We start from the raw sequence: 23821 nt of genomic DNA, 5'->3' as shown, positions 1-23821 counted from the left end.
AGCACCGAGCAAATAACAGCGAAGCTTAATGACAGTGGTTTTGATGAAGGATGAAGAATGCAGGATAAAAAATGAAAAAAAATGTTGCGTTGGTTCTCTCCAGCGGCGGAGCCAGGGGCTTTGCCCACATCGGGGTGATCAATACCCTGGAGGAGGCTGGATACAGGATCACTTCCATTGCCGGGACTTCCATGGGTGCGGTGGTGGGAGGATTCTATGCCGCCGGGCAGCTCAAAGTCTTTGAAGAATGGGCCAGATCACTGAACCTGAAAGAGGTATGGCATCTCACCGATCTGGCCTTCAGCAAGAACGGGCTGGTCAAGGGCAACAGGGTCATCAGGAAACTGAAGGATATGATCCCGGACCGGAACATTGAAGACCTGCCTATCCCCTATTGCGCCGTGGCGACTGACATTGTCAAAGGAACGGAAAGGATTTTCACCTCCGGCAGCATGTACGATGCCATAAGGGCCTCCATTTCCGTCCCCACTTTCTTTCAGCCGTATAAGTTGGATGATAGCTTTTATGTGGACGGCGGATTACTGAATCCGGTACCCGTCAACCATATCCGACGGAATGAAGGTGATTTGCTGGTAATCGTGAATGTCAATGCCGTATTGCCCCTGGAAAACATCATAAAACCAGCTCCAATTCACAAACAACATCAATATTACAAGTATTTCAAGATGTTCCATAACCGGTTCGGGGAATCGGTTCCCAGGAACAAGGCAGATCACATCGGTTTGTTTGCACTGACCAATAAGAGCCTCGGACTGATGGTCCACCAGATCTCAAAATTGACCATTGAAGCCTACCCGTCTGACCTGTTGATCAGTATTTCACGGGACCTGTTCGGCGCCTATGATTTTTATAAAGCGAACGAGATCATTGAAGAAGGGGCTATGGCAGCGAAGAACGTGCTCATAAAATAATCCGGGCCATAAAGAAAGGCTTTTGCTGATTCGTGTTTAATTCTTATTTTTACATCATAGAAATGTAAGTATTATCCTATCAACGCGTTTAATTCATTTACAAGATGAAATCAATCGTTAAGTCAATCATTTTGTTATCAGCAGCAGTATTGCTGGCATCATGTTCCGATAAACTTTTAGGAACCTGGACGATCCAGAAGTATGAAACCACAACCCCCGGCGAGCAGGGTGTTACCCTGAGCAACATCGGGACGATGACCTTCGAAAAAAATGGTCACGGGATGAAGAACATCAGCTATACGATCTTCAATGAAACCAAAAATGATAAAACACCTTTCACCTGGGAGGCCTCCGAGAAATTCATCACCATCGATAGCGAGGGTTCAGAATTCGCCAAAACCTGGATCGTGATCGAGCGTAAAAAGGATTTCATCTTATTGAAATCAACCGACGGAGCCAACCAGGTTCAGATCCTGGAATTGAAGAAATAGGTCATCCCCTGTGGACAGGTCTGACCTCAATCACCGACATAAATCCAAGGGCAAGTCCTGGATCTTAACTCCGGTGCAAAATGACTTTTGACACAACCTCTACTTAAAAAGGGAATTGACCGGCAGGAGGGAACCCGGGAGGATCTTATAATTTTACGCCAAGGGTGAGGGTGATGAAAAGCCCGGGACAAACAGCTCCTTTACTGTCATAATACGCTGTGTCGAGCAAATTTTGTGCATCCAGTTCTGTGTGAAAGATGCCGAAATCCTTCCACACCTTTGCGTCGAGGGTAAAATAGTCAGGGTACTGAGCTGCGCCCACGATCTCATCGTACTGGTTCAGGTCGTTCACCCAGCGTTTGCCGGTATATTTGCCCTGCAGCGAAACATTGACGATTTTGTTGCGCCACGCAGCCATGACCACTGCCATATGGGAAGGGACATCCACCAGCGCGTTGCCGGTGATGTCGCTCTGTTCGTCGGGAAAAGTTAACTCATAGTCGGTGATGCGGGAATGCGACCAGGCGTAGTTGGCTGCCAGGGAGAGTGCCGGGATCGGGCTATAGGTCAGTTCGGCCTCAACACCGTAAATCTCAACCCCGCCAATGTTGGTCGGAACCAGGATGGGTCGCGGCCCGTACCCCATCTCGATCGAGTCGCCCGCATTCACATAGTAAATGAAATCCCGGCCCCTGGAATAGTAAACGGTAGCTGATGCATTTAGCCTTTTCAGCAGGAACAAATCGGTCCCGGCTTCCAGGTTGTCGAGGTATTCGGGTTGCAGATGGGCATTGGCTGTTTTAAATCCGCCCCGGATCCTGCCGGAGCGACATAGGTCATCCAAAACCGACGGCCGGAATCCCCTGGCATAGCTGACGTAAATGCGATCAGCGTCATTCAGACGGTACTGCAAGGCAAGCCTGGGGCTCAACGCATTCCAGGTGTCTTCCCCGATCGCATCTTCCTGATATTTCAGCATGAAGGAAGTCTCAGCCGAAGGGGTTTCAATGAAAAATGCACCATCGAAATAACGGGCGTAATCATACCGCAGCCCGGCGATGATCCTCATCCGTTCGTTCAGGAAGGAGAACTCATCCTGGACAAAAACGCCCAGGGTATTCATCTTGCCCTTGTTGTAAACAATGTCCGTCGAGGTGTAGTACTCGTCTCTGGCATCAACGCTCCCCTGTTTCAGGTTGACGCCCCCAGTCAGCTTATGCTGCCTGAGACGGTAAGCATAGGTGAGATAACCGCCTGCATCGAGCCGTTTCGAAAGAACATCGTACCAGGTATAGTCGTCCTTCAGGTACTCATTTACTTTTATATAATCTTCCTTCAGGTAAAAAAGGCTTGCATCCCAGCCCGAGTTCCCGGCTTCGCCGTGGTACTGTGCACGGATGTGCCAGGTATCGTGGTCCGTGGTGTTGCCTTCCGGCTGGTAAACCTTTTCGCCCGTTCCCTGCCGGTCGTTGAAATAAACGGCATCGATCCTGACAAGGTTGTTCTTCCCGAAATCATACCCTGCCATTGCCCCGCCGATCACCTGTTTCATAGTGGATTTCACGATATAGGGATTGGCTTTCCGATCGGCTTCCGACTGGGTGATGTAGCCATCGCTCTGCAGGTATTCGCTGTTGACGCCCCAGAAGAATCCCCTGGTAAGGGTATCGGTCGTTCGCCCTGATAGGGAAAAACGGCCTCCCATCGTATTGTAAGTGCCGTACTTCAGGCTGGCGCTGGCTGAAAAGGGCTTTGAAGGCCGCCGCGTGATGATATTGACGGTGCCCCCCATCGCATTGCCCCCCCAAAGTGATGAGCCGGGCCCCTTGACCACTTCGATCTTCTCCACCTCTCTCGCATTGATCAGATTCCAGTTCACCGAACCGCCGTCGGCCTTGTTCACGGGAGTGCCATCCAGCATGGCCAGCACCCTTCCCTGCTCCTTCCCGTCAAGGCCCCGCATGGTCACGGTTGACTTGGACGAAAAGATGCCGAAGGTCTTCCCCACGATCACCCCGGGGATGTAGTTCAGGTAGTCGTCGACCGTCTGGACGGGGACAGACTCCATTTTTCGGGCAGTCAGCAGGTTGATCCGGAGGGGAACCTCCCTGACCACGGTTTCCGTCCGGGTGGCGGAAATCACCACCTCATCCAGGTCAATGCCGGAAGGCTGTAACTGAAAATCCTTTCGGATGACCGGTTCAGAAGTCAGCTCAATATCAGCGGCAACCATGGCATACCCAACACAACTCACCTGGAGATGGACGGTCCCGGCTCCCGGCAGCTCCAGGCTGTAGTTCCCATTAGGGTCGCTGGAGGTTCCACTGCCCGCTGAAGTAATGATGTTGGCTCCGGCGACGGGTTTCTGATTGGAAGCATCCGTAACTGTTCCGGTCAGGACCGTCTGTGAAAACAGAGAAACACCCGGCAGGAGCAGGACCAGTGCCGCGACAAGGGACCTGGCATTTCGCCTCATCCCTGCCCTTGTTCTATGGCAAGATCGCAGGCTCATTGTTGTATCTTCACGGCGACCTCCAGGGAACCGCTTTCGGTTTCATCCGCCCTCAGTACTTTAATCATCCCGTATTTCCCTTGTGCGGTCTTAAATGGCACCACCTTACCGGTGTAACAGAACTTGCAATTGCCACTGACGCTCTGCGGATGATAGGCTGCCACCAGCAGGCTGTCGTTTTCAGCTTCATCAAACTGTTCAACAGTGACCAGGTCATTATCCACTGAATTATAATCATAAAGGGTTGAATTCCGCACCGGCCATCCGGAAAATTCAGGATAATACGACACGGAAGAGGTATAACCCGGACAGGTGAGCGTGGGAGAAGGATTGCCCGAAGAATAATAGAAGTACGCCACCAGGTCGATCAGCTGTTCATTCCCGGAAACATTCCCCGAAGAATAAGTGGTCCCGCCGTCCAGGTCAAGATAATGATCATACTGGCTGTTTGCCTGCATTCCGATGGTGACAGACGGGTAATGATGGATGGGGCCATATCCCGATCCCTCACCCTTCAGGATGGTCAGGGATATGGTCGCCGTATCCCTGTTCCCGTTCATGATGAAAAAATTCCAGATTTCCTCTTCGGCCGCTCCCCTCATAAAATAAAAGGTCGTATCGATCCCGCCGGATTCCACGAACATTCCCCTGTCGAGCTCAACGATTTCCTGGCCGGCGGCGATGCGTTTGATCCGGAGATCGGTGATGGGTGCGCCACCCCCGACAGCTGAAATGCCGAACCTGAGCTGGCCGCCAACGGGTATCCTGTCTCCGTCGGCCGTGTACTCTGGCCCCTGTTTGAAAACGAGGAACGGAACAGCATCCGTGCCGGTTTCGTCACTGCATCCCGTCCAGAATAACAGCAACAGGAAGCAGGTCGCAATGCCTTGAAGAGGTTTCATAGATGCGATCATGGGAGACGTTGCCAGTGTCAGAAGGTCACTTTTTAACCTTGACCTCAAAAGTCACCGACCCTGTGGAACCCTGCACCACAGCGGTGACTTTAAAGAGGCCATACGTCCCTGCTGCGGTCTTGAATGAATAGATATCGTCCACCTTCAGGTCCTTGGCTTTCCTGTAGGCATTGTCTTCAACAAATGAAGAAACGATCAGCTGGTCGGTTTCTTCCAGGGCATCGAACTGGGCCACCGTGAGGGTGGTTGCACAGAAGAAGGTGGTATTCTGTGTGGTCCAGTTTTCCGGAGCCGTTGAACCGGTGAAGATCCCGTCGACCCCTGTTCCCGGAGAAGCCACGGCAATGTTGTTGGCCGCTTTCTTGGCCTCGAAGAAGCAGAAGATGTCAATGGCGCCCTGGTGGTTGAACGCGTTGTCCATGGTGTACACCTTATTTTCGGATACTGAATAAAATCCACCGATGCCGGTGTTACCCTGTGCACCCAAATTTACTTTTTTAACTTCGGGAGTCTCCTCCTCATCATCGCAGGCCTGAAAGACAAACGTTCCGGCCAGAAGCAACATTAACAGGGAAGCAATCTTTTTCATGCAATTCTGATTTTAATAATGGATTAGCGATATGATCATTTCTACATATCGCCCGCAAAAATAAGGAAAGCAGAAATACGGAGTGACGGTCCGGCAAAATATTTTCAGGAAGCGCTTCCAATGCCGGACTTCATTTTCTGAGCTCTTCCAGCAGGATTTGGAATTTTTTACGGATCAGTTCGTCAACGTTCTCGTGAAAATGGTCGAAGGCTTCCACCAACCTTAGTCCTTCCTCCGACAGGATGGTTCTGCCACCCTCTTTTCCTCCCCTGGATTTTTGAACAATGCTGAATCCAAGCATTTGTTCGATTTTTTTCAGATCGTTCCACGTCCGGCGATACGTCATTCCAAGTGCCTGGCAGGCGGCCATCAGGGATCCGTGGGTCCTTATGGCCTTCAGGATCTGCCATTTACCGTCGCCGAGCACTCCTTTTCCATCCTCCGATTCGAGCCAGATCTTGTATTGTAAACGGATATTGTCGTATTTTTCGTTCATGGTTGAAAAATTATTGTAAGGCAAATATAAGACTTTGGGAATCTCTGTGTAATAAAGCCTGGGAAAGCAGATTCCCGCTTGTGCAGGAATCCGTTTCCAAAATGTAGCTATGTAACGATGTAACTATCGGATATGAGCCTTCCTTTCTGATATCTACCTCGCCTTCCACCTCTCCTTCTATCTCGTTAATCAGCTATGGCTATTCATTCCCGCTTCCCTACCTGGAAATGTCCTCCTTCCCCACCCTGATGACCTTTCCGTACGCTTTCATCCAATCGGTGCCGATCCTGCTTTCGTCGCCGATGATGGTGATGACGGTCGGTTTGTAAAATACTGCCGGTCATAGATACCGGTAATGTCATCAAAGCTCATCTCCTTATAGCTTTCAACCCAGCGCTTTCGGGGATCTGGTGTGCCAAAAATCTTTTTTCAACGCTAAGTCGCAAAGATGCAAAGAGTTAAGATGCTCATTATAATTACTTTGCGCCTCTGCGATTTTGTATTTATTCAGAGAAAATGCACTTATGACACACCCCCGTGAAGGGGTGGGGTAAATTAATACACCAAGGACTTTATCAACCCAACCAGCTTCATTTAACGCGTTTGCACTTCGCCTGCAGCTCGCTTTTCTCGATCAGCTCATTGATCTGCCGCACCGGATCGGAAAATGACGTCCGGAGCCCGCAGTTGCAGAGTTCAGTAAGCGGATCCCTGTCCAGGATCTTTTCATACAGCTGATCGGCGGTCGGCACTTCCTGAAGGTTGGCATATTCTTCATACGTAAGACTTAAGAAGGCCACATTGGCACCGATCCCCCTGTTATCCAGCAGGTAACCATTGCTCAGGGAATCCGGAAGCGTATAGCCAGGTCCCCTTATCAGATCCTTGGGGTGAGGGAAAGAGATGATCTGCTTTTTGTTATCTGACAACAGCACGGGGACCAGATGATAATAATCTCCCCTGGTTTTGTAAACCAGCGCCGGCGGGCCCGGAATGTACTGTGCAACCGAATCGGTTTGTCCGGCCAGCTGGGACTGTGGCGCCTTTTTGCTGGTGCAGCATCCCATCAGTCCAATGACAAGTATGATCAGTATTGTTCTCATCTGCTGACGGTTATTTTTTTAGTGATGACTCCTTCAGGAAATTGCAGATACATATAGTAAATCCCTTCGGGGATCTGATTAAAAGGCAACGTATAAAAATCCAGCCTGTCGTTCATTGACCTTGACATGACCTTCTGTCCGAAGACATTGAGAACGTCGACGCGTTCCAGATCACCTTCAAAAGCGCTCAGGTCAATGTTCACCGTTTCCCTGGCTGGATTGGGGTAAACCCTGATCAGGCCGGCCAGATCACCCTCCCCGATCCCTCCGGCTGCCACGCGGGTGATGGACATATCCAGCAGGTAGGTTCCGGTTTCACCCGCGAAATAGGGTGACACGATGAAATACATCACACCGCCCCCATTCACCTGGATATTGGCAGGCATCACATCATCGTACGCATCCGACCAGGCGGAGCCATCCAGCGAATAGGAGAAAAGAGCATCAACCGAGTACACATTGCCGTTCCCGCTGTTGTAGGAATCATGAAGCCGCGATGTGATCGTGTAATTGTATTCCGTGGGCAGGCTGATCCTGTAATAATCAAAGTCGGTCCCTATGTGAAGATTGGATCCCTGGGTATTCTGGGAGGCAATATTGATTGAAAAGGATAGAGGCAGTGCATAGGCCTGGGCAACTTCGTTGTTGTTCTCGTATGGATCGGGCTCGATGGCCTCCGCCTGAATCGTCACATAAATGGGATTCTGGTGATAGGAGGAACCGGTCAGTTCCCAGTCGTAGCCCGACCATTTATGGGTGACGGCCAAAAGGTATGTCCCGGGTTCCACGCCGATCTCATTGGTCATAAAGGTCAGATAGGGGTATGCGTAATGGTAGCCGGATGGCAGGCCTTCGTTCTCACTGATCTCGTAAATGGTCTCTACCCAGTACCCGTCGAGTCCGTAAAGGTCCACGGCATATTTGCCGGTGAAGGTGTAGGAGCTGTTATTGACGATATTCAGGTTGACCGTCGCGGACTGGCCCCGAATCAGGGTCGTGCCGGGCGACACCACCATGGCGGAATACAGTTCGATATCGTTGGGATTGACCACCTGCATTTCGATTAGATTGTAATATCCACTGCTTTCATTATCAGCAACCTGTACCCAGTTCCCGTCTGTGGGCCGATAGAAAGTTGCGAGGTAAAAGGTCCCCGGCAGCATGCTGAGCAAGCCGTCGCTGGTAAACTCCAGATCCCAATAGTAGCCTGCATCCAGGGTATATCCTTCTTTGATCTCCACGAAGTCGACAAACTCATAATCGCTGTCGAAAGCGGCCGCGCAAAAATCCCCGGTGAAGGACTGTGTATCGTAGTTTCCGATGGCGGTCGAGATCGTGAAGGCCGAGCCATAGCTGATGGAACTTTCTGATGGAAGAAGGTTCGTATAGAGTGCAAGGTCATAAAATTCAGCTCCGCCGCCTCCGCCGCCTCCACCACCGCCGTCATCCGGCGCTTCGATGCCGACGACCGCCTGGTGCCCGCTGTTGAATCCCCCGTTACCGCCACCGATGCCCGTTCCATCAGGATTCAGTGAGTTGATATGGAAATATCCGTCATATGCTCCGCCCCAGCCCCAGTTGAAATGAAAATAACCGCTGTTGTCATATCCGTCGCAGACGAATGCATGTCCTCCCCCCGACCCAAAGCCGGCATACAGGATGGGCCTGCCGGCGTCCAGTTCCCCTTTCAGAAGGTTCACCCAGCTGGTTTCACTGTAATTCGCACGCTGAACTCCCTGCAGGGTGGTCTTATAACCGAAATAGGTCTTCAGGGCATATTCTGCACAATGCTCAATGGGGCTCTGGGCCGAGATGACATACGCTCCGCTGGAGTTGGGGCTGTAATCCATCTCCACACCCACGCCGCAGTGAAACATCAGGGTCGCCACCGCATTGTTCGGGCCGCTCACCTGATTGGGCATCGCACTCCATTCATACGTGGTGCTGGCAAAATTCGCAGATATGGTCCCGTAGTTGGAGTGATTGTAGGAGTGAAACCCGGTCCCCATCTCAGGAAAATCCCAGTACTTCATGATCTGCGCCATGGCGGCGGCAACGCAGCCCGAGACCGAACTGCCCGGACAAAGGGCATTGTAATACGGAGCCTGGTTCCATTTGGTCTGCACCAGCGGATTGACGGCTGTTGTGCTCCTCAAAGCCGGAACTGCGGAACCACTGGTATACCGGTTCCACTCCCGCTGAATCGCATCTGTTGCAATAATATGATTATCAATAACATATCTGACCTGATCTTTATAACCCTGCAGCCATTTCTTCACATTGGAGGGAATATTCCCCGGATCGAAACTGCTCTCCACCGAATAGCCGAGGATGGGCGTGACGGCATCGTCGCCCGCCACGATGACGAATCCCTGCGATTCGGCGTTGAAGACGTAAAAAAGAATATGCTCCTGATGAAAACCAGTCGAGCCGACGGAAACGGATGTGGATTGAAAAACCAGTTCGAGATCCGTGGTCCCGGGAAGGGTCATCGTACTGGTGCAACTGCTGAGAAAGCTCTGCCCGGCTTTTCTGGCAGTATTCTCGTCAACGTGCGTTGCATGTGCAGAACCAAAAAAGAAAAGTATGCTGAAAAGTAAAACTGCTTTTTTCATAATGCGGGAAATGGGATGTTGATCGTTTTGTTTTTAAAGGGTGTAGCTTGTATTGAATGATCCAAAGTTAATCACTTTTTTATCTTAAACACAATACCCCTCCCCTGCAAGCAGGGGAAGGGTACGTTAAAATACCATCCCGTTAATAATCAATAGTTCGGATTCTGGACCGCGTTGGAGTTATTCCGCATCTCGCTGTCAGGGATGGGATATAGTTCATGTTTCCCTGCAACAAATCCAAACTCACCCAGCACATCTTCTGCCATCCCCCAGCGGATCAGGTCAAGGAACCTGACTCCTTCAAAGCAAAGCTCCATCTGGCGTTCTTTCACGATCGCCTGGAAAATGTCTCCCTGAAAGGGATCCAGGTTGGCCCTGTCCCGTACCAGGTTCAGGTACTGGGCCGCCTTGTCGTTGTTGCCTGCACGGTACTGCGCTTCTGCAGCCATAAGCAGCACATCGGCATACCGCAGAAGGCGCAGGTTGCTGCCATAGTTGAACCGGGCGGTGGCACCATCCAATTCGTTGGTTTCCGACGCCCAGGTGGTGTACTTGATCCGGATGTATCCGTCCCATCCCCATGCATCATCCTTCTTCCAGTTGCCACCCATCGACTTGAGCTCAGCCAGGGAGATGACCGAATAGGGCCGGCGGGTGACATCGCCTTCCTCGATGAACACCTGGTAAGAGCTTTCCCTGGGATAATTAAATCCCCAGCCGCCAATGATGCCGCTGGAGCCGGGAACAAACCAGTCGGCCCGGGGACCGGTCAGCTGCCAGGTTATGTTGTTTTCCATCGCACGATTTCCGCCCCACTGAAAGGTAGTCTCGACATATCCCTCCGAGCTGACATAATCTACCTCGAAAATGGATTCGATACCATATTCGGACTCCTGGAGGAACAGGGTTGCAAAGTTCTCCTGGAGATCGTACTCACCGGAGGTGATCACCTCTTCAAAGACCGCTGCTGCGTCGTTCCATTTTTCCTGGTAAAGAAGAGCTTTGCCAAGCAAGGTCTGGGCAGCGCCGCGTGACGCCCTGAACACATCTTCAGGGGCGTATTCACTTTTCAGGGGTAGCTCGGCAATGGCTTCATTCAGATCGGTCCCGATCTGCTGATAGATCGCTTCGGCAGAGGCAAAGGGCTGCCCGTATTCACTGGGAGCCAATTCAGTAAGGATCATGGGTCCCGTTCCGAACATGCTCACAATTTCAAAATAATACCATGCACGAAGGAACTTGGCTTCGGCGATGATCTGTTTCCGCAGCTCGCTTTCGGGCTGAACACGCTGGATCACTTTGTTTGCCCGGTAGATCCCGAAATAATTCGACTGCCAGGTGGCCGTGATGGTTGCGTTGCTTGATCCGTAGTTAAAGACATCCAGTTCCTGCAGCGGGGGCTGGTCGCCGGAATTTTCCCCGCCGACATTGGATTCATCCGACGGGAACGTTTTTACCAGGTAAGCACTGTTCCAGTCGCGTGCATGCATCCATTGAAGGATGTCGTAGGCTGCCATAATGGCCTTGGTGGCATCCTCATCGGTCTTGTAGAATTGGTCTTCCGTCAATTTACCGATGGGGTCAACATCCAGGAAGTCCTTCGTGCAGGAAGTGACAGCCAGGAGCATCACCAAGCTTATAAAGATTTTTTTCAGATAGTTCATGATATATGATTTTTGAATTTTGATTTTTGAGTTTTGATCTTAGTTCGCATAGAATCCGGTTGTATTCATCCTGTCAAAGTGAGAATGAAAGTCCGAACAGCAGCTTGCGTGCAGGAGGATACATTCCCCGGTCGATGCCCTGGCTGTTGTCGCGTCCTGTTCCGGCGCTGGGATCCATTCCCGGATAGCTGGTGATGGTAAAATAATCCTCCAGCGACACATAGAGCCTGAGGTCCTGGAATTTCATCTTGCCGAGCAAGCTTTTCGGAAGTGTATAGCCCAGTTGGATCTGTTTGACCCTCATATAATCCCCTTTGTAAATCAGCAGGTCACTGTTGTAAACGTATGGGCTCGACATTTCCGGGCGCGGCCTTTCGTTGGTGCTGCCCTCCCCGGTCCACCGGTCATCATACCAGAACTGGGGCCTGTTGGACGTGGACCTGTCGTAACGGTTCCACCCGAGAAGCACGTCATGACCATGGACACCCTGGAAAAAGACGTTCAGGTCAAAACCGAAATATCTCAGATTGACCATGGCGCCCCAGAGAATGTTGGGATGGGGATCGCCTATGTAGACCTGGTCCTCGGAGTTGATCAGTTTATCCCCGTTGGCGTTCACCACGATGGGATCGCCAGGTTTGGGATTGTAGCCTGAAAGACCTCCGTTGGCCTCCTTATAGGCATTGATCTGTGCCTGATTTTGGAAAATACCGTCGGTCTGGTATCCGCGGAAGTACCACACCGGCTGGTCCAGTTCAAACCATGTCACCGTCCAGCCGGTTCCCAGGCCGGCGCCTGATACACGGTCAAGCAGCGGATTCAGGTAGGTGACCTTGTTGGTCATGTAGGTGAAGTTCAGGTTTACATCGTACTGAAAATCAGACTCATAATTTCTCAGGCCCGCTTCCAGTTCAATCCCTTTGTTCAACACATCTCCCGCATTGACAAAGGGAGCATCGTTACCCACTGAGGGAGGAGGCGTGCCGGGAGTCAGCAGGTCGCGCGTTTTCTTGTTGAAGTAGTCGAATCCGAATGTCACGCGGTTATCCCACATATACATGTCGAATCCGATGTCGATCTGTTCGCTGGTCGCCCATTTCAGTTCGGGATTGGCCAGCAGGTCAGGCTCGGCACCGGTGTAATACCCTCCGCCCGGCTTTGGATACTTGATGCCCGAGGTGGTGATCAGTGCCCTGAATTGATCCGGTCCAAGGCCGGAAAGCATCCCGTTCTGACCCCATGAAGCCCTGATCTTGAAAAAATTGATAAGGTCCACGTTCCAGAAGTTCTCCCCACTGACGATCCAGCCTGCGGATACGGATGGGAAGTTGCCCCACCGTGATTCGGAACCCAGCAGGGAGGTCCCGTCGCGGCGCAGGATGAAGTTCAGCAGGTACCGGCCGCCATATTCGTACGATAACCTGCCGTAGTACGACACCAGTCTGTTAAGGTCATGGTTGCCGCTGAGCTGCCCGTCGACCACCACATCACCGTGCTCGGCAAAATCGTCGTCCTCGGCGAACATCGGTCCTGACAATGTGGTGAGATATTTATGCTGGTACTGCTGTGCCGATGTACCTGCGATGGCATTGACGTGATGCTTCTCGGCGAAGGTATTGTCGTAGGTGGCGAAATTTTCCCAGAGCCAGGTCGACCAGTTATTGTAGTTGTCCCTGACATTGGCCTGGGTGTTCATGTTCTCTGAAGAGAACCAGTAGGTGGGATACCAGGTGTGGTACAGCTGGTTGGCAACGTCGTTGCTAAGCCGTGTGGTGAATGAAAATCCTTTCCACACCTCGCCTCCAAAGGTGGCAAAGATGTTGCCCATGATCTTGTCCTCTTTGGTATATCCCTTGGAGATTTCCATCTTGGCAAGGGGGTTGGCGATCTCACCCAGGACGTTATTGGAGACCCCGTAATATTCTTCGTCCTCATTCTGCACCAGCGTATATCCCGCATCGAGTGCATCTTGTGCAAAGCCGGGAAGATCTCCCTCGAACAGGGTGGGTGTCATCGGGTCCATCATCAGGCCCGACGAGACAATTCCCCCAAATTCGTCATCTTCGCCCAGCGCGCTCCTGTCAAAATGGGAATAGGTGATGTTCGTTCCCACCTGCAGCCAGGGCTTCACCTGCTGAGCGATGTTGGTGCGCAGGGTGATGCGTTCGAAGTTGGATTTGTCGCCCCCGATGACGCCATCCTGGTTCAGGTACGATCCGGAAATGAAATAGCTTGATTTTTCGGTGGCGCTATTGAAGGCAATATGGTGCCTTTGCATGAATGCACTATTGGTGATCTCATCCATCCAGTCAGTGTTGGTGTTGTCGGCCGAAGGGTTTATTTTCACACCGGCTTCCTTCATCCACTGGGTATAGCTTATATCGTCCATGGGCTGCGTGTACCGTTCAATACTCTGCGTGCCCAGCTGCATGTTGTAGGTGATCAGTCCCGTGCCCGCGACCGTACCCGCTCTCTTACTTCCTTTCTTTGTGGTAATCAGGACCACGCCGTTGGCCGCATCGGCACCATAGATGGCAGCTGAGGCCGCATCTTTCAGGACCTCCACGGATTCAATGTCGTAGGGCTCCAGGTTGTCAATGTACCCGGTTCTGATCCCGTCGACGACATACAAGGGCTGGGCGCTTCCATTAGTACCAACCCCACGGATGACCACTTTCATCCCGGAACCGGGCGAACCCGAGCTGCTGCTGATATTTACGCCGGCGATACGACCCTGCAGGGCCTGGTTGATGGTTCCGCTCGGGATCTCGGTGATCTGTTCGCCATTGATCTTGGAAATGGCCCCCGTCACATTGGCCCGTTTCTGGGTGCCGTATCCGATCACCATGACCTCCTCCAGCTCAACCATACTTTCAATCAGCTTGATCTCAGTTACCTCCCCGGCTTTCATTGTCTTTTCAAACGAGATATAACCCATCATCGAAAAGACGAGATCCGCGGTAGGATTGGCCAGCAAAAGTGTAAATCGCCCGTTATCGTCCGTCATCGTCCCCTTGGTCGTCCCTTTTTCGATCACATTGACACCGGGCAGCGACTCATTGAACTCATTCAGCACCGTACCCGAGTACTTGTAATCCTGCTGAGCCGACGCTGTAAACCAGATGCCCAGCAGGAACATCCCCGTGATCAGCAGGAACCTGTTGATCACGGCGTCCGGTTTTAACACACTGTAAATTTTTGCTCTCATAAGCTTATGGATTAATTTAGTTTAGAATACTGTAAATGACAAGTTGGTAAAAATATAAAAAATTCATTTAATGCATCCTTTCCTATCAAAACATCCACATTTTGCCTATTCCGGGCAGCCAACGGCATCAACCGCCCGGAAGAGGGCAACCGGTCGGGCCACGGTGGCACATGGCTCGGTTCAGAAAGAGCCTCTTTCGGCAACGATGAGGCTGCGCGCCAGCCAGATGATCATCCTGGCACAAAGCGTTGGGTACCCGAAGGAATAACCATTACCGATTAAACAGATTACTTGAAGGTGTGTCAAAATACATAACTTTAAACATGAAGGTACTCAACGTGCTTCACGAAGGAACACTAAGGGATTGACAATCAGTAATATTACTTTGTGTCCCTTTGTGAAAACCTTCGTGTTCCTTTGTGGTTAAGTACTTATGACACACCCCCAAGCAGAGATGGAAGGTGAAGGAGAAATATAACAGGAAGTATGAGATGGAATTAATCCGATCCCGTCCTCCTTTCATACATCTCCTTCCGGTACTCCCAGGGCGGCTGAGGATTGGTATCCACCCAGAGGCCTCGCCGGGCCAGCTTTGCTTCCTTTTCCAGGACAGCCAGGACGCGGTCGGAGCTGTAGCGTTTAAAATGCCAGGCATACCCTGCCCTGACCATTTCCTGACAAAGCTCCCGGCCATCGTCGAGGTAGGTAAAGCCCAGGATCCTGCCTCCCTTGTCCTGGCCGGTAACCTGCAGGGTAACCTTCCTGCCGAAGCACAACTGGGAAAGATAAGTCCGGGAGGCACGATAGAATGGCATCTCCCTTTCCGGGGCGTCAATGCCCTGCATCCTGACCCGCATGGTTCCATTGCCCTCGATGAGCAGATCATACGTATCGCCGTCGATGACGGAGATCACCCTTCCGGTTATGCTGTTCCCTGCCCCCGGCACCACGCTCTTCTCAACACACGATCCGGCCAGTAAAACAGCCAGAATACAAACAATTCCCTTTACTTTCATCCCAACTGTATCCATTTTACCAGTTCATCAGATCAATTATTACCTTATCCCACACATCCTAAATTCTTCATCCTTCATTCTTCATCCTTCATTCTTCATCCTTCATTCTTCATCTCCAGGCGCTCATACACTCTGTTGAGCACATCATTGTTCTCCGACAGCACGAACAACCTGTCGTTGCCCTGCAACTTTGTGGAACCTGAAGGAGTAATGTATTTATTATCCCTGACAATGAACGAGATCAGCGCCGCTTTGGGGAATCCAAGTTCCACGACTTTTTTACCAACCACGGGACTGCTTTCGTTGATCACGATTTCGGTGAGGGCCGATTTTATGCTGTCGAACAGTTCCATATCGGCCTGCGTCCGGTGTTTGAGCTTGACCGGCAGAGTCAGGTGGAGCCACTTCGCTACCACGGGCAGAGTGGTGCCCTGGATCAGGACGGAGGTGAGCGATATGAAAAAGACAATGTTAAAGATCATATTCGCCTTTTCGGCACCTGCCAGCAGCGGATAGGTTGCAAAAACGATCGGTACGGCCCCGCGGAGGCCTACCCACGCGATGAACCGTCTGTTACGGTGCGGGACTTTGAAAGGAAGAAGGGTGAAGAGCACACTGAATGGCCGGGCAACCAGGATCAGGAACAATGAAATGAGCAATCCGATGCCGATGACAGGGATGATCTGGCTCGGAAAAACAAGCAATCCCAAGGTCAGGAACAAAATGATCTGCATCAGCCAGGCAAAGCTGTCGAACGACTTCAGGATCTTTTTCTTGTGAATCAACTCGTGGGCTCCCAGGTAAACAGCCGACAGGTAAACAGCCAGGAAACCATTGCCCCCTATGAAATTGGTGGCTGAGAAGGTAAAAAACATGATCGCAATGACCAGTACGATGTAGAGACCTTCATAATCGAGTTTGATCCTGTTGATCAGGATGGCGCCAAGCTTTCCGAATATCAATCCCAGTAAGCCACCCACGATCAGCTGCATGAAGAACATCAGGATGATGCTGCCTGTACTGGCATCCTGGCTGACCACCAGGGCGGTGAACATGATCGTCAGGATATAAGCCATTGGATCGTTGCTTCCGCTTTCCAGTTCCAGCAAAGGACGAAGGGTCCCTTTCAGGGCAAGGTTCTTTGAACGAAGAATGGAGAATACAGCTGCAGAATCTGTGGATGATACTATGGATCCGAGCAACAGGCCCTCATAGATTGTGAAATCGGTGATTGCCCAGACGAAGAGACCCACAAAAATCGCGGTAAGCAATACCCCGACCGTTGACAGGGTTATGCCCTGCCAGAGGATGGGCCGGATGGAATGCCAGTCGGTATCCAATCCACCTGAAAACAGAATGAAATTAAGTGCGACGATCCCGATGAATTGTGCTGTTTTGGGATTGTTGAAATACACGCCGCCGATCCCCTCTGATCCGGCCAGCATGCCGATGGCCAAAAAGAAAATCAGTACCGGGACACCCACCTTGAAGGAGGTTTTCCCCGCCAGCAGTGAGATAAACAGGAGGATCGATCCGATGAGCAGTATGTTCTCCGTGGTGAGGGTCATGATCCATCGGCGTTCAAACGCACATCCAAAGCTAAGAAAAAAAATAAATCGGGTGCTTGATAAACTACAAATGGCGAACAGCGAAAGGCGAACAGCGAGCGGCAAAAAAAAATCAACCCGCAGACATGAAGACCTGTAACCTGCAGACTACCGTCAGAACGATCCGGCAACAAATCCCAGATTGAATCCCAGGTACGACTGTGGTTTTGTTTCTCCTGCCTTTGATGACCAGGTGAAACGGCTGTTGAAGGTCAGTCCGAAATGGTTGCTCAGCCAGTAGATGACTCCGGCCTCGGGGGAGAGCGTCAGATGATAGTTCTTATCCACAAGCGAGTAGATGCCAAAGTCGGTCACACTGCTGATGAGCGACGTTCCAGCGCCCAGGGCGGCATATGCTTCCAGGTCAGATTTTTCATAAAAGTAGTATCTGACCGTGCCCAGGAACGGATAGACTGTCGTATACTTCCAGACTTTACACCAGATGTTCAACTCCCCGGGCAGACCATCTTCGGGGCCATAGAGATCATAGTCCAGTTCCTCGTAGAATCCATTCCAGGCGAAGCTGAAACCAACGGAAAAATCCTTGAGGACCCTGCCGCCAGCTTCCACACCAAAGCCCCGCACACTGGTCTTCGGTATGAAATCCCTGGTGTTTCCAAGTGGGATCGCGGTGTTGTAGGTAAGGGAAAAGTAACTCTGTCCGGATACCCCGCCGGCTAAGAATAAAAAAATGAAAATGAGCCTAAGGCTTGAACAACGCATTACGTTAATTTAGCAAACTCCATTTCAATGGTGCAGATAAGGTGATTGTCCGAATGCCTGGTCCAGGTCCCTTGCAATCCGTTGATCAACGCTCTGACCGGTTTCCTTGAGCAGTCCGTTGAAGGTGGCCAGCCAGACCACCGGGATCTTTGTCTCTTCCCAGACCTTGGAATTCAGCATATGAACGATCACCGTACCGGTGGTGTAGCCCTTGTAAATTTTTGAGCCCCATGGGCACCAGGGATTTGCACCATTCTCCCAAACGGGCCACCAGGGATAATAGTTCCAGTAACCCCACCAGTCAATTCCTTCATTTAAGACATAGGAAGTGGCAATGACGGATATCGTAACGTAGCAATCAGGAAGTTCATTGACTGTATTGATCATCCGTTTATATCCAAGAGCCCTGAGCCGGTCGGGGATTCCTTTTAAGATCAGCTTATTCGATTCAGTGTTGATTGCCTGGGTGTAGTCCGGATGATTCGGATCGGTGATGAGCATGATCGTGTCCGGCATGATGAAGGTCCGAATGGAAGAGAAGTCAAAATTCACATCGTACTCGGTAGCCACCACTTCGAGTCCGGCTGTCTCTTCCGATTCTCCAGGATAACAGCCCGTGAAGAGGATCAAAGGGAACAGTGAGACCCGGAAAATGATGTTGACAAGTTTGATCCGGGCTGGCATGATTCGGTCCTGTATTAAAAAAAATAACGGATAACCGCATGCAAAAGTACAGAAATTATTTGTTTGGTTTGTCAGGGCAAATGAAACTGACCTGAGCCGGGCCCGCTGTGGTGCCGGAGCCGATTTCATCAATAAGGTCCGATCAGAACGGCTACGATGGCGTATTTCAGGATTCCATCGATGGTGGCCAGGCAGTCGGAATAGCCGGTGGAGTTGCCCTGATATACTTTTTGCCCGTCGATGGTCAGCAGACAGTCCGAATAGGCTGTAGAGTTCCCCTCATATACCTTTCCCTGTTTCAGTGTGTACAGGCAGTCGGAATAGCCCGTGGAATTTTCACGGTAAATCTTTTCTCCCTTGATGGTATACAGGCAGTCGGAATAGCCCGTTGAATTTCCCTGGTAGACCTTATTTCCCTTGATGGTGTACAGGCAGTCGGAATAACCGGTCGAGTTTCCGCTGTAGATTTTATCCCCGGTGATGGTGAACAGGCAGTCGGAATAACCGGTGGAGTTGCCCCTGTAGACTTTTGTCTGGGCATCAGCCGTCCCGAAGGCCGTTAAGGCAAGGGCTGCCAGGAGAAGTGCTTTCATTTTCTGATGTTTTTGATATGTTTTCTGAAGAGATCAAGACTACAGGCGCATCAAAATCAATGCCTAAAAATCCGGGTGGGTGAGGTGATTTTAATTTCTGAAATATTTCTTATTTCATATTTCCTCTGGCATATCTCCCTCTCCTTCCACCTCTACTTCTACTTCGTCAATCGTTAATGGTTATTCGAAAGAAACTTCACCCAATGCAGATACACTGCACCGGTTCCTGTTAATTTTGCATTAAACTATTTTAATAGAGAAAACGTATAACATGAAAATACTTCATACCTCCGACTGGCACCTGGGGAAGAAACTCGAAGGATTTTCCAGGCTGGAAGAACAGGAGACCGCACTCAGTGAGATCTGCGAAATTGCGGATCACGAAAACGTTGATGCAGTCATTGTGGCCGGGGACCTGTTCGATACATTTAATCCTCCCTCTGACGCGGTGGAGGTATTTTACAGATACCTTAAGAAGCTGGCCAATAACGGGAACCGGGCTGTTGTTGCCATTGCGGGTAACCACGACTCACCTGAGCGCATCGAGGCCCCCGATCCGCTGGCCAGGGAGTGCGGGATCATCTTTTCAGGATTTCCTGGCAACGAGATCGCTCCCTTCAGGCTGGAAACCGGACTTGAGCTCTCCCGGAGCGCACCCGGGTTCCTCGAGATGTCGATTCCCGGTACCGGCTGCCCGTTACGGATCATTACGGTCCCTTATGCCAACGAGATCAGGCTAAGGACATACCTTGGAACCGAAGAGCCGGATGCTGAACTTCGTATGCTGCTGGAGTACCAGTGGGCTAAAACCGCGGAAACGTTTTGTGACAGCAAAGGAGTGAATGTTCTTGCCGCACACCTGCTGTTCGCACGGGATGACCAGTCAATCCCCGAGGAACCGGAAGAGGAACGGAGGATCAACTATATTGGCGGCGCACCGGCCATTTTCACCGGGAACCTGCCTTCAGGGATCCACTATGTGGCATCCGGTCACCTGCACCGATTTCAGCTGATCACTTCAAGACCCTGTCCGGTGGTCTATTCGGGAAGCCCGCTGGCATACAGTTTCAATGAAGCGGATCAGGACAAGCACGTGGTGATCGTTGAGGCGGAGCCCGGACAAATGGCGACCTACCGGAAGCACCTTTTGAAATCGGGACTGCGGCTTATCCGGAAGCGTTTTGAGGACATGGACGAGGCCGTTGAATGGCTGACACAAAACCAGGATGTCTACCTGGAGCTCACCATCGTATCCGACCAGTACCTTTCAGCCATTGACCGGAAAAGGCTGCAGGATGCTCACCCGCATATCGTGACGATCATCCCCGAATCAAGAAATGCAATTGCCGGGGATGACGGAAACAAGGGCGTGGCCATTGATCTGACAAAAAAAATGGAAGAGCTTTTCATCGATTATTTCAAATATAAGAAAAGGCAGGAACCGGGTGAAAACATACTCGACCTGTTCCGTGAGATCACATCGGGAAAGGAGGAAGAATGATACCGTTAAAACTGACCATCGAAGGATTGTACTCCTACCGCACAAGGCAGACCATTGACTTCACCAACCTCACCCAGTCAGGCCTTTTCGGCATCTTTGGCGGGGTGGGGAGCGGCAAATCTTCCATCCTGGAAGCCATTTCCTTCGCCCTGTACAATGAATCGCAGCGCCTGAACACACGGGGGGATGACCGGAACTACAACATGATGAACCTGAAATCTGACAGGCTGTTCATCGATTTTGAGTTCAAATCAGGAAAAGATAACATTTACAGGTTTGTTGCCGAGGGTAAAAGGAACAGCAAAAAGTTTGAAGATGTCAAAGCCTTTGACAGGAAAGCATATCATCTTGACAATGATGAATGGATCCCCATTGATCCTGACAGCATTGAAACGATCACGGGCCTGAATTATGAGAACTTCCACCGCACCATCATCATTCCGCAGGGTAAATTCGCGGAATTCATTGGATTGAGCGCCTCGGAAAGAACCATAATGCTGATGGAGCTGTTCAATCTGTCGAAATATGACCTGTATGACAAGATATCCAGACTGGAAGGAAGGAACAACACAGAGATCACAAGAATCTCAAGCACAATGGAAGGAATTGGAGAGGTGTCGCCCGATCAAATCAGGATATTATCCGCCAAAGAAAAAGATCTCCACCAGCAGATCGGAAAACTGATCAAGGATACCGGAGAGAACGAACTTGCTGAGCAACGTCTGGAAAATGTCAGGACCCTTTCGATAGACATTGCTTCCAGAAAAGCAAGACTTGATGAGCTGAAAGGATCGGAAACTGAGATTGTGGGACTTGAAAAAGAGATCAAAGAGTATGAGCGGATCCATCGGAACTTCCGTGCCGATATGACCAGGTTGAATGAGACGGAACGTAATTTATACAACACCAACAAAAAGCTGAAGGCTGCTGAAGGGCAGCTCAGGGAAAACCAGCATGAGCTGGCCCTTATCCTTCCTGTTCATAAGGAATTAAAAAGATCATATGACAAGAGGGACCAGCTGATCCGTGAATCAGAGGAACTTAAAAAGCTTGCAGAGATAAGAAAACTTGAGACCGGATCTAGCAAACTGATGGAGAAAGCGTTAGCGATCAGGGCAACTTTAAAGAAAGCAGAAGAATTGATCTCCTCAAGCCGGGAAAAGCATGCTGCTAAAAGCAGAGAACTTGATCAGTTAATGGAAATCAGACCAGACATCAAGATGCTGGCAGATATCAAGGACTGGTTCAGGGAGAACAAGCGGATCAGCAGGGATATCAACGAACGTCAAACCAGGTACGTCACCAATGATTCGGCGATGACTGAAAATCGTGAAAGGATCATTACTGAGCTCAATGATTCAGGTCTTTTCAGATCCATCCCTGACGATACCTCGTTAATTAGCCTCCGCTCAATGGTGGAAGAGGGTGTACTGGCTATTGAAAACTCGTTGGAGGAGATCATTCAGCAACGAACAGAACTGGAAGTCAGGCAGGGGCTGGAGCAATACGCTTCTGCACTGGAAGAAGGCAAGCCCTGCCCCTTGTGCGGTTCCACGGTCCACCCCCGTCTGCTTGATCCTACCGATGTGGATTCCAGACTTGAGAACCTGAAGGCCGGAATTAATACTTTAAATGATCAATTAAAGGCACACCGGCAGCTGGAGAAAGGAGTTATCAATGGTCAAAGCACCGAAGACGGGCTTATCCGGCAGAATGAATCCATTCACAGCGAGCTGCTTTTTTTGATCTCTGAACAGAATGCGCATTTAAAGAAATTTAAGTGGATGGGTTATACTCCGGAGGATGAAAACCGGATTGCTGAGGAGGACTTGCGTTATGTTAAGATACAGGAATCCATTTCACGAATTGAAAAGGAGATGAAAGCCATTGCAAAGGCTGTCGAAGACAACAGAGATACTCGTGAAGGATTGAACAGGGAGGCAGGCCAGGTCAACGAACGACTGACTGCGACAAAGAGCCGCATTGAACTGTTGACAGGGCAGATAATCATTATAAATATGAAAGAATTGGAAAACCAGACGGCGGAACAATTGGAGGAGAAAGCAGCAGAACGAAAAATGGAGCATGCCGAACTGGTAAGAAAATTTTCAGAAAAAGAAAAGGAAAGGGATGACCTTCAGTCTGCTGTCACCGCCCTCACCGGGGAGGTCAGTGCCCTGCAGAAGGCAGGTGGAGAGCTTATGGAAAGACTTGAATTGATTCGCCGGAATTTAATGGCTAAGCTTGAAGCACAAGGCAGGCTGGAGCTTTCGTATGTTCAGAGTGTACTCGAAAAGGACATGGATGTTGATGCGATCCGTACGACGATCGAAAAATACAGGCAGGAAGTGGGATCCATCTGTAAATACCTGGCAGAAAAAGAGAAGGAGCTGGGTGGCAGGGTATATGATGAAAAGGCTCATCATCAGTTGAAGCAAGCAATCGTTCAGCAGAAAGAAAGAGCCGTGGCTGTGAACCGTGAGATCGGCGAACTGCAGCAGGAGATCACTACACTGATGAACAATGCTGTACGTTATGAAGCCTTAAGAGGGGAACTGGAAAAGGCAAAGATCAGGGGAAAGGACATTGGTGAGCTGAAGGCTTTGTTCAGGGGCAGCGGTTTTGTGAATTACGTTTCCACCATTTATCTTCAGGATTTGTGCAGGGCAGCGAACGAGCGGTTCTACCGGCTCACGAGGCAGCAGCTGGGCCTGGAGCTGGCCTCTGACAATACGTTCCTGGTGCGGGATTACATGAATGAAGGGCGCGTGCGGAGCGCCAAATCGCTTTCCGGAGGGCAGACCTTTCAGGCTTCACTTTCCATGGCTCTGGCGCTGGCTGACAGCATCCACAGGTTAGCCGGATCCGGGGAGAACTTCTTCTTCCTGGACGAAGGCTTCGGTTCGCTGGACAAGGAAACGCTGGACGTAGCCTTCGACACGTTGAAATCGCTGCGCAGGGAGAACCGGATCGTGGGTGTGATCTCGCACGTGGAGGAGATGCAGACCGAGATCGAGACCTACCTGAAGGTAACCAATGATGAGGAGTACGGGAGCATTGTAAAGACAAGCTGGGAAGGAGTGTAAAAACGCTTATGCATCTCCATACCGGTGTTGATGAGGCTGTTCAGAAAAGTGTGTCAAAGATACGAGTTAGAAACATTAATAACTTTG

The 23821-nt window shown here is 50.7% G+C and carries 18 protein-coding genes; 5 read left to right on the top strand and 13 right to left on the bottom strand.

Annotation, left to right across the window (positions count from 1 at the left end):
- Nucleotides 1–71 precede the first annotated feature (71 nt).
- Entirely contained in the window at nucleotides 72–932 is an 861-nt protein-coding gene (locus tag PKI34_11925; protein HNS18516.1) for a patatin-like phospholipase family protein, read from the top strand.
- A gap of 104 nt (nucleotides 933–1036) precedes the next feature.
- On the top strand, nucleotides 1037–1423 hold the full coding sequence (locus PKI34_11920; GenBank protein HNS18515.1) for a hypothetical protein: 387 nt from the start codon (nucleotides 1037–1039) through the stop codon (nucleotides 1421–1423).
- 145 nt (nucleotides 1424–1568) lie between these two features.
- On the opposite strand, the gene PKI34_11915 is transcribed toward PKI34_11920, so the two are convergent.
- From PKI34_11915 to PKI34_11880, 8 genes are all read right to left on the bottom strand, one after another.
- Nucleotides 1569–3899 carry a TonB-dependent receptor gene (locus PKI34_11915; GenBank protein HNS18514.1) on the bottom strand — a complete coding sequence of 777 codons (2331 nt, stop codon included), beginning with the start codon at nucleotides 3897–3899 and terminating at the stop codon, nucleotides 1569–1571.
- Nucleotides 3900–3931: 32 nt separating this feature from the next.
- Nucleotides 3932–4837, bottom strand: coding sequence for a hypothetical protein (locus tag PKI34_11910; GenBank protein ID HNS18513.1), 906 nt, complete (start codon nucleotides 4835–4837; stop codon nucleotides 3932–3934).
- Between the two features lie 37 nt (nucleotides 4838–4874).
- A complete protein-coding gene (locus PKI34_11905; protein ID HNS18512.1) occupies nucleotides 4875–5438 on the bottom strand; it encodes a hypothetical protein in 564 nt (187 codons plus the stop codon).
- A 130-nt stretch (nucleotides 5439–5568) separates the two neighbouring features.
- Nucleotides 5569–5934: a LysR family transcriptional regulator gene (locus PKI34_11900; GenBank protein ID HNS18511.1), complete on the bottom strand. Its 366-nt coding sequence runs from the start codon at nucleotides 5932–5934 to the stop codon at nucleotides 5569–5571.
- A gap of 590 nt (nucleotides 5935–6524) precedes the next feature.
- Nucleotides 6525–7037: a hypothetical protein gene (locus PKI34_11895; GenBank protein HNS18510.1), complete on the bottom strand. Its 513-nt coding sequence runs from the start codon at nucleotides 7035–7037 to the stop codon at nucleotides 6525–6527.
- Nucleotides 7034–9652: a thiol protease/hemagglutinin PrtT gene (locus tag PKI34_11890; protein HNS18509.1), complete on the bottom strand. Its 2619-nt coding sequence runs from the start codon at nucleotides 9650–9652 to the stop codon at nucleotides 7034–7036. The genes PKI34_11895 and PKI34_11890 overlap by 4 nt, the downstream gene beginning before the upstream one ends.
- A 149-nt stretch (nucleotides 9653–9801) precedes the next feature.
- On the bottom strand, nucleotides 9802–11316 hold the full coding sequence (locus PKI34_11885; protein HNS18508.1) for a RagB/SusD family nutrient uptake outer membrane protein: 1515 nt from the start codon (nucleotides 11314–11316) through the stop codon (nucleotides 9802–9804).
- Between the two features lie 73 nt (nucleotides 11317–11389).
- The gene (locus tag PKI34_11880) at nucleotides 11390–14524 is read right to left on the bottom strand and encodes a TonB-dependent receptor (protein ID HNS18507.1); all 3135 of its coding nucleotides are present in this window, start codon (nucleotides 14522–14524) and stop codon (nucleotides 11390–11392) included.
- Nucleotides 14525–14594: 70 nt separating this feature from the next.
- Here PKI34_11880 and PKI34_11875 point away from each other — a divergent pair, with 70 nt between their 5' ends.
- Nucleotides 14595–14792, top strand: coding sequence for a hypothetical protein (locus PKI34_11875; GenBank protein ID HNS18506.1), 198 nt, complete (start codon nucleotides 14595–14597; stop codon nucleotides 14790–14792).
- A 229-nt stretch (nucleotides 14793–15021) separates the two neighbouring features.
- Here PKI34_11875 and PKI34_11870 read toward each other — a convergent pair whose 3' ends face one another.
- The 5 genes from PKI34_11870 to PKI34_11850 form a co-directional block, all read right to left on the bottom strand.
- Nucleotides 15022–15540, bottom strand: coding sequence for a thermonuclease family protein (locus tag PKI34_11870; GenBank protein ID HNS18505.1), 519 nt, complete (start codon nucleotides 15538–15540; stop codon nucleotides 15022–15024).
- Nucleotides 15541–15635: 95 nt separating this feature from the next.
- Entirely contained in the window at nucleotides 15636–17108 is a 1473-nt protein-coding gene (locus tag PKI34_11865) for a potassium/proton antiporter (protein HNS18504.1), read from the bottom strand.
- Nucleotides 17109–17261: 153 nt separating this feature from the next.
- Nucleotides 17262–17870, bottom strand: coding sequence for a hypothetical protein (locus PKI34_11860; protein ID HNS18503.1), 609 nt, complete (start codon nucleotides 17868–17870; stop codon nucleotides 17262–17264).
- Nucleotides 17871–17894: 24 nt separating this feature from the next.
- Nucleotides 17895–18554 carry a DUF4136 domain-containing protein gene (locus PKI34_11855; protein HNS18502.1) on the bottom strand — a complete coding sequence of 220 codons (660 nt, stop codon included), beginning with the start codon at nucleotides 18552–18554 and terminating at the stop codon, nucleotides 17895–17897.
- Between the two features lie 128 nt (nucleotides 18555–18682).
- Complete coding sequence (locus PKI34_11850; protein ID HNS18501.1) at nucleotides 18683–19147, bottom strand: hypothetical protein; 465 nt, start codon at nucleotides 19145–19147, stop codon at nucleotides 18683–18685.
- Between the two features lie 271 nt (nucleotides 19148–19418).
- Between PKI34_11850 and sbcD the strand changes: the two genes are divergently transcribed.
- Together sbcD and PKI34_11840 are read left to right on the top strand one after the other, a co-directional pair.
- Entirely contained in the window at nucleotides 19419–20648 is a 1230-nt protein-coding gene (sbcD, locus tag PKI34_11845) for an exonuclease subunit SbcD (GenBank protein HNS18500.1), read from the top strand.
- Nucleotides 20645–23734 (top strand): SMC family ATPase, encoded by a 3090-nt coding sequence (locus tag PKI34_11840; GenBank protein ID HNS18499.1) that lies wholly within the window; start codon nucleotides 20645–20647, stop codon nucleotides 23732–23734. The genes sbcD and PKI34_11840 overlap by 4 nt, the downstream gene beginning before the upstream one ends.
- The last annotated feature ends 87 nt before the right edge of the window (nucleotides 23735–23821 follow it).

The organism is Bacteroidales bacterium (assembly GCA_035342335.1).
Taxonomy (GTDB): Bacteria; Bacteroidota; Bacteroidia; order Bacteroidales; family JAGONC01; genus JAGONC01.
Note: the sequence above shows the minus strand (reverse complement) of the source record. Positions and strands in the feature narration are given on the sequence as shown.

Coding starts and splice junctions, on each gene's coding strand:
- PKI34_11850 (HNS18501.1), bottom strand. CDS start 19,147: ATGAAAGCACTTCTCCTGGCAGCCCTTGCCTTAACGGCCTTCGGGACG.
- PKI34_11860 (HNS18503.1), bottom strand. CDS start 17,870: ATGCGTTGTTCAAGCCTTAGGCTCATTTTCATTTTTTTATTCTTAGCC.
- PKI34_11855 (HNS18502.1), bottom strand. CDS start 18,554: ATGCCAGCCCGGATCAAACTTGTCAACATCATTTTCCGGGTCTCACTG.
- PKI34_11905 (HNS18512.1), bottom strand. CDS start 5,438: ATGAAAAAGATTGCTTCCCTGTTAATGTTGCTTCTGGCCGGAACGTTT.
- PKI34_11870 (HNS18505.1), bottom strand. CDS start 15,540: ATGAAAGTAAAGGGAATTGTTTGTATTCTGGCTGTTTTACTGGCCGGA.
- PKI34_11840 (HNS18499.1), top strand. CDS start 20,645: ATGATACCGTTAAAACTGACCATCGAAGGATTGTACTCCTACCGCACA.
- PKI34_11865 (HNS18504.1), bottom strand. CDS start 17,108: ATGACCCTCACCACGGAGAACATACTGCTCATCGGATCGATCCTCCTG.
- sbcD (HNS18500.1), top strand. CDS start 19,419: ATGAAAATACTTCATACCTCCGACTGGCACCTGGGGAAGAAACTCGAA.
- PKI34_11895 (HNS18510.1), bottom strand. CDS start 7,037: ATGAGAACAATACTGATCATACTTGTCATTGGACTGATGGGATGCTGC.
- PKI34_11885 (HNS18508.1), bottom strand. CDS start 11,316: ATGAACTATCTGAAAAAAATCTTTATAAGCTTGGTGATGCTCCTGGCT.
- PKI34_11920 (HNS18515.1), top strand. CDS start 1,037: ATGAAATCAATCGTTAAGTCAATCATTTTGTTATCAGCAGCAGTATTG.
- PKI34_11890 (HNS18509.1), bottom strand. CDS start 9,652: ATGAAAAAAGCAGTTTTACTTTTCAGCATACTTTTCTTTTTTGGTTCT.
- PKI34_11900 (HNS18511.1), bottom strand. CDS start 5,934: ATGAACGAAAAATACGACAATATCCGTTTACAATACAAGATCTGGCTC.
- PKI34_11925 (HNS18516.1), top strand. CDS start 72: ATGAAAAAAAATGTTGCGTTGGTTCTCTCCAGCGGCGGAGCCAGGGGC.
- PKI34_11880 (HNS18507.1), bottom strand. CDS start 14,524: ATGAGAGCAAAAATTTACAGTGTGTTAAAACCGGACGCCGTGATCAAC.
- PKI34_11910 (HNS18513.1), bottom strand. CDS start 4,837: ATGAAACCTCTTCAAGGCATTGCGACCTGCTTCCTGTTGCTGTTATTC.
- PKI34_11915 (HNS18514.1), bottom strand. CDS start 3,899: ATGAGGCGAAATGCCAGGTCCCTTGTCGCGGCACTGGTCCTGCTCCTG.
- PKI34_11875 (HNS18506.1), top strand. CDS start 14,595: ATGCATCCTTTCCTATCAAAACATCCACATTTTGCCTATTCCGGGCAG.